The following is a 12309-nucleotide window of genomic DNA, read 5'->3' on the forward strand; positions in this document are numbered from 1 at the left end:
AAATCCCCTTGCTTTCAGGGCTTTGCGTGATTGCACTGCTTTGGTTCGCAACAAAGAGCAAACAGCGTGCCTCCGCCCACGAAACGAAGGGGCAGGAACATATCCTGCTTCCTGCGTCAGGATATTTCTATCGCAACGGAACGAAGACTCAAGATGAATGATCTCCTTACCCGACTCTTTCACTTCCAGCCGTCGTTGCTCGTCACCCTGACTCACGACGCCCTTCATATCGTGCTGGCTGTGCTGATCCTCGTAGTCGGCTGGTGGCTGTCGAATCGCGTCGGCGCGATGTTCGCGCGCGCGCTCGCGCGTACGCATGCCGACCCGACGCTCGCGCCGATGCTGGCAGCCATGAGCACCTGGGCCGTGCGCGTGCTGGTGTTCATCGCGGCGCTGAGCGAGGTCGGCATCGCGACCGCCAGCGTGCTCGCGGTGCTCGGCGCGGCGGGCCTCGCGATCGGACTCGCGTTGCAAGGCACGCTGCAAAATATCGCTGCGGGGATGATGCTGTTGATGTTGCGGCCGTTTCGCGTCGGCGACGTGATTGAAGGCAGCGGCGCGGCAGCGGGTATCGTTCGCGAAGTGGGGCTTTTCACCACGCGCATCGAGCGCGGCGACGGCAACGCGGTGTTCGTGCCGAACAGCCAGATCTGGAGCAATCCGGTGATCAACTACAGCAGCGGCGGCACGCAGCGTATCGAGGTCGAAGTGGGGCTCGCGCAGCGTAAAGACGTCGACGCCGCGATCGGCGAATTGAAGAAACTGGTCGCGGACGAACCGCGTGTGCTGAGCGGCGCCACGCTCGCGCCGATCGTCACGGTGGCCGACTATCCCGACAATGGCGGCGCGACGCTGCGCATCGCGGCATGGGTTCGCACGCCGGATGCGTCGCTCACCAGCGACGACCTGCACGACCACGCGCAGGCCGCGCTCGAGCAGGCCGGTTGCCCGGTTGCGGCCTAGTTTGCGGCGCGCCTGGATCGTGCCACCTGGTGCTCGCTCAACGATTGCCTCGCGGCTGGAACGCACCTCAACGCGCGAGGCACCCCGTGCAAAACGCGTCTCGCACCACCAGACAGCCGCCTCTATAATCAGACCCTGCTCATTCATGTTGAACCGGACCCGTTTGATCGACACACCTGAATCCGCCAGCCGCTCACCGAGCGGCGAGGACGGCGCAGACGGCGCGGTCGGAGTGCTGGGCGCGCTGCGCGCCGCGACCGCGCAACGTCATGAACTGTTGCACGAGATCATGCCGCTGTCGGTGGACAGTGTGGCGTTGCGCGACTACCTCGCGCATCTGGCGATTCTGCGTGACTGGCTGGCGCCGCTCGAAGCCTGGCTCGACACTTTCAGCGACGGTCCGCAATCGCCGGCGTCGCCGGCACGCATGAATCGCCTTGCGCTGATCGACGCTGATCTCTCGCACGAATCGGTCGAACCGCAAGACCGGGTCGGCGCGCTGTCATCGAACACCACGAGCAGCTGGCGCGGCGACGCCAGCGCGGCTTACTGCTGGGGCGTCTGCTATGTGATCGAAGGGTCCCAGCTAGGCGGCGCAGTGTTGTACGCGCGTCTGCAAGCGCGCCTCGCTCCGCATCCTCTCGGCTATCTGAACGCGGGGCGCGAGTCGCTCGGCGCGCGCTGGCAGGCTTTCCACCGGGCGATCGCTGCTGAAGTCGACACACCCACCCTGATTGACGAAGCGTGCCGCGGCGCGGCCGATGCGTTCGACCGTTTGATCGAGCTCGCTAGGCACCGTGCCACGGCTGCCTGCGTGAGCGCCGATTGAAGCGCGACCGGAACACGCCTATGGATAGCCGCCACCAGGATTCTTCCTCGCCGTCTCACCAGTTCGACGCAGCGGTCGCATTCGAGGCGCTGCCCGATGCCTATCTGATTCTCAACCATCGGTACGAAATCCTGCTCGCCAACGCGCGCTATCTCGACCTGACGGGGCAGTCGTTGAGCGATCTGCAAGGTAAATCGATTCTCGACGTCAATCAGTTCGGACCGGCCGAACAGCGGGAAGCACGGCGCGCATGGCTGATCGGCGCACTGCGCGATCTGTCGCCGGGCGGCTCGAAATGGTCGCCGCTGTTTCGCTACGAGATGCCCGAGCACCGTGACGCCAAGCCCAATGGTGAGGCAGCAGGCGAGCTACGGGTGCCGCGCTACTGGAAAATCAAGGCGAGCCTGCTGGGTGCGCGTCACGGGCAAGGCGGCACGATCGCGCTGCGCGTGAGCGAAGTGACCGAGCGGGTCTCCGATTACGAACGCGATCAGCGCGAACGCGCGAAGCTGCGCTCGCAGGCGCAACTGCGGCAGCTCCTCGCCGATGAAGCCAAAGCGCAATTGCGCGAGCATCAGGAACGCTTTCAGATTGCCATGGCGTTTTCGCAACTGGGCGCATGGGAACTCGATCCGGTGACCGGGGCGATTGAATGCACCGATCAATGCAAGTCGAACCTGGGTCTGGATTCGAACGCGTTGCTCACCGAACAGCGCCTGTTCGGCGAAGTCGTGCATCCTGAAGACCGTGGCCGGTTGCGCGACGCGATGAATCAGGCGCTGGCGGCTCACGACCATTTCGAAGTCGACTTCCGCATTGGCTGGGCGAGCGGCGCGGTCCGCTGGATTCTGGTGCGCGGTGTCGGACGGTTCCTGCCGGATGGCACGTTGAGCTCCGTCATTGGCTTCACGCTCGACATCACGTCGCGCAAGGAGGCGGAGCTCGAGCAACGCGAGATCGCCGCGTCCGAGAAACGCGCGCGCGAACACAGTGAGCGCCTTGCCATGGCAATGGATCATTTCGTCACCACGGTCAGCCACGAACTACGTTCGCCGCTATCGGCCATCATGTCATGGACCGACCTGTTGCAGCGCGCCGCCGATCCTTCGCATCTCGCGCGCGCCACCGGCGTGATCAGCCGCAACGCACGGCAGCTCTCGCATATGGTGGACGATCTGCTCGATAGCGGCGCGATCGTGACGGGAAAACTGTCGGTGAATTTGCAGCCCGTCGATCTCGGCGCGCTGGCCGGGATTGTCGTCGAAGATATGCGCATGCATGCCGAAGCCAAGGGCCTGCGGCTGATCGCGGACGATCTGACCTCGGCCATGGTGCTCGCCGACGAAGGCCGGATGAAACAGGTGGTCTGGAATCTCGTGTCGAATGCGGTGAAGTTCAGCGCGCAAGGCACGATCGAACTTTCGGTGCGCGCGGACGGCGAGCGCGTCGAACTCGCGGTGCGCGATACGGGACTCGGTCTGGATGGGGAGTCGCTGGAGCGGATATTCGACCGCTTTCAGCAATTCGGCGCCGACGGGTCGGGACGCGTGGCGGGTCTCGGGTTGGGATTGTGGCTCGTCAAGAACCTGGTGGACCTGCACGGCGGCACGATCACCGCTGAGAGCCCAGGCTTGGGGCAGGGCGCGACGTTCCGCGTCAGGTTGCCGGCATACCGCTAGGTGGCTCAGCTTCGCGCTGTGTGCTCGGCGTGCTACCTAGGCTTTCCACGCCGGCAAGCGCCGGCGTTTCGATGAATTCGCCCGGCGCGCCGGTCAACGTGGATAAGGCGGCGGTTCGTTCAGCACAGCCCAGAACATGCCGAGGTCGTTGATGGCAGCCATGAAGTCGTCGAACGCGACCGGCTTTACCACGTAGGCATTCACGCCCAGATCGTAGCTGCGCAACAAGTCGCTTTCTTCCCGCGACGAAGTCAGCATGACCACCGGAATACGCTTGAGTTTTTCATCGCTGCGCACGGCCTTCAGGACTTCGTGACCGTCGATCTTCGGCAGCTTCTTGTCGAGCAGAATCACGGCGGGATTGTCTTCCGAGCGATTCGCCCATTGCCCTTCGCGGCGCAAATATTGGAGCGCTTCCTCGCCGTCGCGCAGCGACACGACCGGATTCGCGAGGCGGGTTTTCTCCAGCGCGATCAGCGTGAGTTCCACGTCGTTCGGATTGTCTTCAACCAGCAGGATCGGTCTTAGCACGCTCTGTCCTTCATTTCGGTTCATCTTTCGACTCCTTCGGCACGGGGCGAAAGCGCTTGCCCGGTGACAATGCAGTCAGCCGCGCCACTGCCGCCGCCGCGGACTCTTCGCCCTGGCTTGCGTCGGCAATGAATACATGAGGCAGCGAGAAATACACGGCCGCCCCTTTGTCGATCTCGCCGGTCGCCCAGGCTTTACCGCCGTGCCGCTCGACTATGCGTTTAACGCCAGCAAGCCCGATGCCCGTGCCGTCGAATTCTTCAATGCGATGCAGCCGCTGGAACACGCCGAACAGTTTGTCGACGTAGCGCATGTCGAAACCGACGCCGTTGTCTTTGACGAAAAAGACGTCCTGGCCGGCCAGTTCGCCTTCACCCGCATAGCGGCCAATTTCGATTTCCGCGTGCTCGCGGGTCGCCGTGAATTTTACCGCGTTCTCGATCAGGTTCCGAAGCACCACGTGCATCAGCACGGCGTCCGCGTTGACGTGACCCAGTGGGCCGACGCGCCATGCAATGTTGCGCGAGGGCGCATCTTTGACTTCGTCGGCGATCAGCGCGTCGGCCATGACTTGCAGATCGACCGATTGTGGACGCAGCGCCGCGCGTCCCATCTGCGAAAAAGCCAGCAGGTCGTCGACCAGTTTGCCGCCGAAGCGCGCTGACGAAATGATTCGCTCGACGAAATGACTGCCACGCTCCGACAGACGCTCGCTTTCCATTTCGCGCAGCAGATCGGCAAACCCGACGATGTGCCGCAGCGGGGCGCGCAAATCGTGCGACACAGTGTACGAGAAGCCTTCGAGTTCCTTGTTGGCGCGCCCGAGTTCGAGCGCCAGTTGCGCGAGTTCTTCCGCGCGACGCAGCACGATGCCGAGCAGCGCGGTGCGGAATTCGACGGCGATTTCGAGTTCGGCAGGACGCCAGGCAAGTGAGCGTCCACGCACGGTATCGGTCCAGACGTCGAAGCTCTGACGCGGCGAGAGCGAGGCGGACAAGCCCGCCAGCTTCGCGCGCGGATCGCCCGCCCATTTGATCGTTTGAACGACTTCTTCGCGAAACCACAGCACGTAATTGCGAAACAGCTTCGAAATCGACACGGCGAGCAGGCCCGCGTAGTGCGGATTGGCCGGCAGGACGGGGCAGGCCGTGGCAAGCGAGTCGGTGTCGAAGGTGTCATCCACTCGCGTGTCGAGCCACTCGACGAGCTTCGCGACTTCCGGCTCGGAAGGCGTGGTGCCGACCAGCAGCACGCGCCCGTCGAAGACGATCGCGGCGCCGTCCGATGCGGTCAGCCCGAGCAGATCCTTCGGGTCGTTGGCGAGCGCGTCCGTGAAGCTTTCCGTGTTGGCCATCGCGGCCAGCAGGCGCGCGAGCGTGCGACGCAGTTCGAGCCGGTATTGGGCTTGCGCGTGTTCCTCTTTCGCTTCGATCTGCAGCGACAGAATCTGCGCGATATGCTCGCACGCGGTGCGCACCTCGAAGGGCGGCACGCGCGCGCTGTCGTGATGGCAGGAAATCAGCCCCCACAGTTTGCCGCGCACTACGATCGACATCGACATGGACGACAGCGTGCCCATGTTCTTCATGTATTGCACGTGTACCGGCGAGATACTGCGCAGCGACGCGTAGGTGAGATCGGTCGGTTTGCCTGTCGAGGGATGCAGCGGCGGGACCAGCGGCGAGGGCCGATAGTCGGCGTCGGCGATCAGGCGAATGCGGTTGCGCACATAGAGCGCACGCGCTTGCGCGGGGATGTCCGAGCCGGGAAAGTGCTGGTCCGCGTAGGAGGCGTAGCCCGGTTCGGCGTGCTCGGCGATCACGTGGCCGCTGCCCGTGCTGTCGAAGTTGTAGACCAGCGTGCGGCCGTAACCGGTGATGCGCTGGACTTCGTCGGCGGCGAGTTGCGCGAGGCCCTCGACGGTTTGCACTTCCTCGAGACGGTTGATGAACGTGCGCACCAGCGGGTACATCGACGAGAACACGTCGAGCGTGCCGCGCGCGGGCTCCAGTTCGACGATCGCGATGCCCTCATGACGATGCACGATGACCGCGAACGGCGTGGCGCGCGCGCCGGCGGCATTGGCGCGCGGATCGCTCATCGAGCCGATATAAAGCGGGATGCCGTCTTCCTGATGCGTGGCCAGTGCCTCGACGATGAGCGCTGCCCATTCGTCGCCGACGATCCGCGCAATCGGCTGGCCTGGCGCTTGCTCGGCGGGCGAGCCCGTCAACGCGGCGACGTTGGCGCTGACTTGCAGCAGCGTGCCGTCGGCCGCGATGCTGAACAGAAAGCCGTGCGGCTGGATGCCGCCTGGAATGTGGATGGGTTCTCTCGCGCAGTCGGCTTCGACTGTCGAAGACGCGGAAGATGTGAGGTCTGCCATGCGTGCTCCACGAACGGTACGCTGCATTTTCGCATAGCAGGCGTGCGTTCGTGGTTCGCTGCTAACAGCGTGACTCAATCGCGGCGCGGATGGGCGAGAAAGAATTTCAGCATTTCATCGGCGGCATCGGGGCCCGACGGGTCCGTGTACGAACCGCGCTGACTGCCTCCGGACCATGCGTGACCCGCGCCGTGAATCGACCAGTACTCCGCTTCCACGCCGTTCGCCGCGACATGCCGTTGTCGCGTATAGGTGCGCTGGCTGCTCGCCGCGCCGGATTGCGCGCTGACGGTGGTGGTGCCGGCGTCGAAGGAGGCCACGATCTCGGCCGCATTCGACGGATGCACCGTCGCGTCCGCATCGCCATGAAACACGATGAGCGGACGTTGCGGTGCGCCGCGCGCCCGATTGCGTTGCGTCTTGCCGCCTTTCATCGCGCCGAGCGCCGAGGGCAAGTCCTTCGCGCTGCCGTAGGGGAGACCCGAATGCACGCCCGCCGCCGCATAGAGATCGGGCGAAGTCTTCAGCATGATGTCCGCCATCGCACCGCCTGCCGAGAGACCTGCCACATACACGCGCGCCGGGTCCACGCGATACCGTCCCATCACCTCGCGCGTGATACCGGCGATCAACGACGGCTCGCCCTGATCGCGCTGCTGATCGGTGGGCTTGAACCAGTTCCAGCATTTCGAGTGATTGGCCGCATGGGTCTGATTGGGATACACGACGATGAAGCCGTGACGCTCGGCCATTTCGTTCATGCGCGTGCCGGCGGCAAAGTCGTCGGCGTTCTGCGTGCAGCCGTGCAGCATGACGATCAGGGGCAACGGTTCAGCGCTGTACACAGCCGGCACGTACAGCTTGTATTGGCGTTGTCCGGCCGCGTTGCTGAACGTATGCGTGCTGAAGGTGCCTGGCGTGTCCGCGTCGAATGCCGGTGCGGCAGGGGCGTGCGGAACGGGGCTCGCTTGCGTTTGCGCCTGCGTCCACGCTTGCGTCCATTCGTTCACGTTGGGCGGCGTGTACGGGGCTTGTGCGTGGTCCGCATGGGTCTGATTCGCGTTGTTGCCCGAGAGCGCGCGCTGAACCGCCGCGGTGGCTTCCTGCGGGCCCTTCGTGCGCAATAGCTCGAAGGCGTCTTTCATTGATTTCAGGAAATCTTCGTTCATCTTCATGATGGTTTGCGTTGACCTGTGTGGGGCGTGAATGAGCAAGGCGACCGATAGGTCACTGCGTCAGTCACGGTCATGAGTCGAGTGTCGTGCCTAGCTGATGCGGCCGGCAAGCGCCGCCTTGACCGCGGGCGATGCGTGAAAGGCGCCGAGCACCACCACCGATGCAATCGTGGCCGCCGCGAGTTCCGGTGGCACATCGGCTGCGATGCTGGCGAGGCCGAGCACATGAATGTCGAGTTGTTCGTGCGCGGCTTGCGCCGCTTCGAGATCCTGCCGGGAGAAGTGTTGCAGCCCGAGCACGAGGGCACGTCGCGTCACCGTTTCCGAGACCACCTGCGCATGGATGGCGAGCTGGTTGCGAATCGCCGTGCGGATCAGATCGGTGCGGTTCGAGTAAAAGCCTTCTTCAACCAGAAGATCGATCTGGCCGAGGTCGATCGGACCCAGGTTGATGGTGATTTTTTCGGTCTCGCCGCCTTTGGGGCGGGAGGTGTCGATGAGGCTGAGTTTAGTCATTTGCACTCCGGGAGGCATCTTGAGGCCATCCAATTAACATCCAATGGGATGGTTATACGCCTTTTGGCCGGAGGGGGTCAATGAGAATAAAGGGGGTTCGTTCGGGGGCTAGCGATGACCGAGCGGATGCGAGCGGCGCGTTTTGCGGCGCCGAGCGAGATTGCGGGAGGGAGTGGTTTCGGGGCCGATTGCTGCTGTCTGTGCAGAATCGGCCATTCCGACAGTGGTGCGCGTGTTTGAATGGCGCGCGGCGGGCGCTACCGGTGCGCTCGAACTGGCACCGGTAGGGTGATGCGGTTTTTAAGGGGTGTTGAACGAAACGACGGAGTCTGGCGGAGACTTTTACATCAAAACAATATCGTACTGCTCCTGACTCAAATTCGACTCCACCTGCAGCGACACCGGCTTACCAATAAAATCAATCAACATCGCCAGATGCTGCGACTCTTCCTCGAGAAACAGATCAATCACCTGCTGCGACGCGACCACGCGAAACTCGCGCGGATTGAACTGCCGCGACTCGCGCAGAATCTCGCGCAGCACGTCATAGCACACCGTACGCGGCGTCTTGACCTGTCCTTTACCCTGGCAAACCGGACACGGCTCACACAGCACATGCGCGAGCGATTCACGCGTACGCTTGCGCGTCATCTCCACCAAACCAAGCTGCGAAAAACCATTCACCGTCACGCGCGTGCGATCGCGCGACAACGCCTTCTTCAATTCGCCCAGCACCTGATCGCGATGCTCGACGTTTTCCATATCGATGAAGTCGATGATGATCACGCCGCCCAGATTGCGCAGACGCAATTGCCGCGCAATGGTGTGCGCGGCTTCGAGGTTCGTCTTGAAGATCGTATCGTCGAAGTTGCGCGCGCCGACGTAGCCGCCCGTGTTCACGTCGATGGTCGTCATCGCTTCGGTCTGGTCGATCACGAGATACCCACCCGACTTCAGATCCACCCGGCGCGACAACGCGCGCTGAATCTCCGCCTCGATGTTGTACAGATCGAAGAGCGGCCGCTCGCCGGTGTAGTGGTGCAGTTTCGACGACACCGCCGGCGTGAACTCGGCCGCGAAATCGGCCAGCATCTGATACGTTTCGCGCGAGTCGACCTGAATGCGCGACGTCTCGTCGTTGACGAAATCGCGCAGCACGCGTTGCGCGAGATTCAGATCCTGATACAGCAGGCTCGTGGGCGGCATGCGCTGTCCTTGCGAGATGATCGTCGCCCACGTCTTGCGCAGATAAGCGACGTCGCCGGCCAGCTCTTCGCTAGTCGCATCTTCGGCGATGGTGCGCACGATGTAGCCGCCTTTTTCATCGGCGGGCAGCACGGCGGTCAGGCGCGCGCGCACGGCTTCACGTTCGGCTTCGCTCTCGATCTTCTGCGAGATGCCGATATGCGGTTCCTGCGGCAGATACACGAGTGTGCGACCGGCAATGCTCACCTGGGTGGACAGGCGCGCGCCTTTAGTGCCGATCGGATCCTTCACGACCTGCACCATCAGCGTCTGGCCCTCGAAGACGATTTTTTCGATCGGCTGATGCGGCGCCTGATGCTGCGGTTCACCGGCAATGCGCGGATGCCAGATGTCGGCGACGTGAAGGAACGCGGCGCGTTCTAGACCGATGTCGATGAAAGCGGACTGCATGCCCGGCAAAACGCGTACGACCTTGCCGAGATAGACGTTGCCGACGCGGCCGCGCGACAGCGTTCGTTCGACGTGAAGTTCCTGGACTGCGCCTTGCTGGACCAGCGCGACGCGCGTTTCCTGCGGCGTGACATTGATCAGGATTTCTTCATTCATGGTGTTATTTTAGAAGTCGATGCGCGCTGCACGCAGGAGGGCAGCAGATTCAAAAAGCGGCAAACCCATGATACCTGAATAGGACCCGTCGATATGCTCGATAAACTCCGCAGCGCGCCCCTGCACACCGTACGCGCCCGCTTTGCCGAGCGGCTCGCCGCTCGCCGCATAGCGGCGGATCGCATCTGCGTGCAGTGCAGCAAAACGCACCTTCGACACCGATAGCGCGGCCGGCAGCAGCGTGCCCTCGGCGTCGACCACGGCCACGGCCGTCAGCACTTCGTGAGCGCGGCCGGCAAGGCGCGTGAGCATCGCGACAGCGTCGTCGGCATCGACGGGCTTGCCGAGAATCGCGTCGTCGATCGTGACGGTTGTGTCCGCAACCAGGATTGGCCGCGCGGCATGAGCGCCGGCCACGAGGCGCGCGCGTGCCGCATGCGCCTTGGCGACGCACACCCGCTGCACATAGTCGCGCGCGCGCTCGCCGGGCAACTCGGCTTCGAGCGCTTCGGCGTCTTCATCGGGGCGCGGCAGCAGCAGTTCGAAACGTACGCCGAGCTGTTGCAACAACTCCTGGCGGCGTGGACTTTGCGAAGCGAGGTAGACGAACGGATGCAGCGATGCGGCGGACGTGGACATGAACAGGTCTCGATGAAGCGGATTGCATGGACATGCGACGGGCGCGCCGCGCAATCCCTGCGCCGCCTCGTCCATTCACACGCGATGATAGGGGTGATTTTGCGTGATGGTCCACGCGCGGTAAAGTTGCTCGGCGAGGAGTACGCGGACCATCGCGTGCGGCAAAGTCAGGCTCGAGACGCGCAGCAACATGTCGGCGCGCGCTTTGAGATCGGGGTCGAGACCGTCGGCGCCGCCGATCAGGAACGCCACGTCGCGGCCGTCCTGCTGCCAGCCGGGCAGGGCGCCGGCAAGCTGCATGGTGGTCCAGTCCTTACCGCGCTCGTCGAGCGCGACAATGCGCGCGTTCTTCGGCAACGCGGCTTCGATCTTCAGCCGCTCGGCGGCCATCACGCTTTCCGCCGGCCGTCCCGACGAACGTTGCTCGGGTTTGATCTCGCGCAGTTCGATGCGCAGCTCGGGCGGCATGCGCTTCGCGTATTCGTCGAAGCCGGTGGCGATCCAGTCCGGCATCTTGTGGCCGACGGCGAGGATATGCAGTTTCATTGCGCAAGCATTCGCGAACGATAACGGTGAGTGGGCCGAAGCCCGCTCACTTGCGGCGTGCGGGCGCTTTGCGCGCGGGCTTCTTCACGGCCGGCGCGGCTTCCTCTTCGTCCTCGTCTTCGTCGGGCTCGCTCGAACGCGCACCGCCGAACGGATCCGGCGTGGACAGCTTGATGCGCACCGGCTTGTCGCCCCAGATTTCTTCGAGGTTGTAGTACTGACGCAGGGCCGGCTGCAGGATGTGCACGATTGCGTCGCCGCAATCCACCAGCACCCATTCGCCGATGTCCTCGCCTTCGGTGCTGATGATCTCGCCGCCGTTTTCCTTCACGCTCTCGCGCACGCTCGAAGCGAGCGCTTTGGTTTGCCGGTTCGAGGTGCCGCTCGCGACGATCACGCGATCGAACAGCGCGGTCAGGTGGCTGGTGTTGAACACCTTGATGTCTTGCGCTTTGACGTCTTCGAGAGCGTCGACGATCACGCGTTGCAGTTTGCGAATATCCATGGATTTACCGGTGGTACAGATGATGTTGAAGAATATAGTCCCACACCGCGGTGGGGACATGGCTCGCCGCCTGGTCTTGCTGTTCGCCGCCCGCGAGGGCAAGCCGCTGGTTCACCTGCTCGCGCAGATGCGCGCGAATGTCGGTGGCCGAAACGTTGAACGCAAGCGTCGTATCGATCAGCAAGTGGCCGCAGGGCGTGGCTTGCAGAACGTCGGCGCGGGCACGGCGCGCGTCGATTTCTTGAGCGACCGCCGGCGGAATCGACGTGAGGTCGAAACCGGGCCGGGTGGCCGCGCAGATGTGGGCGAACTCGAACAGGCGCCGCCAGTCGCGCCACGTGTCGAGATGCACCAGTTGATCCGCGCCGATCAGGAGCGCAATGGATGCGTCCTCACCTTCGCGATCACGCCAGCGTTGCAGCGTGTCGATCGTGTAAGTCGGGCCGTCGTGCTCGATTTCGTCGGTCGCGACCCGCACGGTCGTGCCCGGCAGCACCAGTTCGCTCGCCGCCGCGCGCGTCATGGCAAGGCGGTGCACGGCCGGCGACACGTCCGATTTCTGCCAGGGCTGGCCGGCCGGCAACAGCACGAGTTCGGTCAGATGCAGCACATGCGCGAAACGCCGCGCGAGCGCGAGATGGCCGTCGTGGATCGGATCGAAAGTGCCGCCGAGCAGTCCGATCCGGCGAGGCAGGGCGACAGGATGAGCGTTCGGCTTCAGGTGAAGA

The 12309-nt window shown here is 63.6% G+C and carries 12 protein-coding genes; 3 read left to right on the top strand and 9 right to left on the bottom strand.

Annotated elements, in window-relative coordinates; all coding sequences use genetic code 11:
- Window positions 1-153: 153 nt before the first annotated feature.
- The 3 genes from P0D71_RS30765 (at window position 154) to P0D71_RS30775 (ending at window position 3471) form a co-directional block, all read left to right on the top strand.
- The gene (locus P0D71_RS30765; RefSeq protein WP_408483393.1) at window positions 154-963 is read left to right on the top strand and encodes a mechanosensitive ion channel family protein; all 810 of its coding nucleotides are present in this window, start codon (window positions 154-156) and stop codon (window positions 961-963) included.
- A gap of 145 nt (window positions 964-1108) precedes the next feature.
- Window positions 1109-1792 carry a biliverdin-producing heme oxygenase gene (locus P0D71_RS30770; protein ID WP_408483394.1) on the top strand — a complete coding sequence of 228 codons (684 nt, stop codon included), beginning with the start codon at window positions 1109-1111 and terminating at the stop codon, window positions 1790-1792.
- A 20-nt stretch (window positions 1793-1812) separates the two neighbouring features.
- Window positions 1813-3471: a sensor histidine kinase gene (locus P0D71_RS30775; RefSeq protein WP_408483395.1), complete on the top strand. Its 1659-nt coding sequence runs from the start codon at window positions 1813-1815 to the stop codon at window positions 3469-3471.
- 93 nt (window positions 3472-3564) lie between these two features.
- Here P0D71_RS30775 and P0D71_RS30780 read toward each other — a convergent pair whose 3' ends face one another.
- From P0D71_RS30780 to P0D71_RS30820, 9 genes are all read right to left on the bottom strand, one after another.
- Window positions 3565-4002, bottom strand: a complete 438-nt coding sequence (locus P0D71_RS30780) for a response regulator (RefSeq protein ID WP_091800684.1) — start codon at window positions 4000-4002, stop codon at window positions 3565-3567.
- A 10-nt stretch (window positions 4003-4012) separates the two neighbouring features.
- Window positions 4013-6388 (bottom strand): ATP-binding protein, encoded by a 2376-nt coding sequence (locus P0D71_RS30785; RefSeq protein WP_408483396.1) that lies wholly within the window; start codon window positions 6386-6388, stop codon window positions 4013-4015.
- 74 nt (window positions 6389-6462) lie between these two features.
- The gene (locus P0D71_RS30790) at window positions 6463-7563 is read right to left on the bottom strand and encodes an extracellular catalytic domain type 1 short-chain-length polyhydroxyalkanoate depolymerase (RefSeq protein ID WP_408483397.1); all 1101 of its coding nucleotides are present in this window, start codon (window positions 7561-7563) and stop codon (window positions 6463-6465) included.
- A gap of 90 nt (window positions 7564-7653) precedes the next feature.
- Window positions 7654-8079, bottom strand: a complete 426-nt coding sequence (locus P0D71_RS30795) for a ribbon-helix-helix domain-containing protein (protein WP_091796013.1) — start codon at window positions 8077-8079, stop codon at window positions 7654-7656.
- A 342-nt stretch (window positions 8080-8421) separates the two neighbouring features.
- Window positions 8422-9891: a ribonuclease G gene (gene rng, locus P0D71_RS30800; RefSeq protein WP_111930459.1), complete on the bottom strand. Its 1470-nt coding sequence runs from the start codon at window positions 9889-9891 to the stop codon at window positions 8422-8424.
- A gap of 9 nt (window positions 9892-9900) precedes the next feature.
- On the bottom strand, window positions 9901-10530 hold the full coding sequence (locus P0D71_RS30805) for a Maf family protein (RefSeq protein WP_408297093.1): 630 nt from the start codon (window positions 10528-10530) through the stop codon (window positions 9901-9903).
- A 75-nt stretch (window positions 10531-10605) separates the two neighbouring features.
- The gene (gene rlmH / locus P0D71_RS30810; protein WP_091795971.1) at window positions 10606-11076 is read right to left on the bottom strand and encodes a 23S rRNA (pseudouridine(1915)-N(3))-methyltransferase RlmH; all 471 of its coding nucleotides are present in this window, start codon (window positions 11074-11076) and stop codon (window positions 10606-10608) included.
- A gap of 46 nt (window positions 11077-11122) precedes the next feature.
- A complete protein-coding gene (rsfS, locus tag P0D71_RS30815; protein ID WP_091795967.1) occupies window positions 11123-11581 on the bottom strand; it encodes a ribosome silencing factor in 459 nt (152 codons plus the stop codon).
- 4 nt (window positions 11582-11585) lie between these two features.
- The gene (locus tag P0D71_RS30820) at window positions 11586-12302 is read right to left on the bottom strand and encodes a nicotinate-nucleotide adenylyltransferase (protein WP_408483414.1); all 717 of its coding nucleotides are present in this window, start codon (window positions 12300-12302) and stop codon (window positions 11586-11588) included.
- Window positions 12303-12309: the final 7 nt, after the last annotated feature.

This window comes from Paraburkholderia sp. RL17-383-BIF-A (assembly GCF_046028015.1).
In the GTDB taxonomy this organism is placed as follows: Bacteria; Pseudomonadota; Gammaproteobacteria; order Burkholderiales; family Burkholderiaceae; genus Paraburkholderia.

Bases quoted from the DNA above. Each gene is read 5' to 3' on its own strand.
- P0D71_RS30765 (WP_408483393.1), top strand. From the start codon at position 154: ATGAATGATCTCCTTACCCGACTCTTTCACTTCCAGCCGTCGTTGCTC.
- P0D71_RS30770 (WP_408483394.1), top strand. From the start codon at position 1,109: ATGTTGAACCGGACCCGTTTGATCGACACACCTGAATCCGCCAGCCGC.
- P0D71_RS30775 (WP_408483395.1), top strand. From the start codon at position 1,813: ATGGATAGCCGCCACCAGGATTCTTCCTCGCCGTCTCACCAGTTCGAC.
- P0D71_RS30785 (WP_408483396.1), bottom strand. From the start codon at position 6,388: ATGGCAGACCTCACATCTTCCGCGTCTTCGACAGTCGAAGCCGACTGC.
- P0D71_RS30790 (WP_408483397.1), bottom strand. From the start codon at position 7,563: ATGAAGATGAACGAAGATTTCCTGAAATCAATGAAAGACGCCTTCGAG.
- P0D71_RS30795 (WP_091796013.1), bottom strand. From the start codon at position 8,079: ATGACTAAACTCAGCCTCATCGACACCTCCCGCCCCAAAGGCGGCGAG.
- rng (WP_111930459.1), bottom strand. From the start codon at position 9,891: ATGAATGAAGAAATCCTGATCAATGTCACGCCGCAGGAAACGCGCGTC.
- P0D71_RS30805 (WP_408297093.1), bottom strand. From the start codon at position 10,530: ATGTCCACGTCCGCCGCATCGCTGCATCCGTTCGTCTACCTCGCTTCG.
- rlmH (WP_091795971.1), bottom strand. From the start codon at position 11,076: ATGAAACTGCATATCCTCGCCGTCGGCCACAAGATGCCGGACTGGATC.
- rsfS (WP_091795967.1), bottom strand. From the start codon at position 11,581: ATGGATATTCGCAAACTGCAACGCGTGATCGTCGACGCTCTCGAAGAC.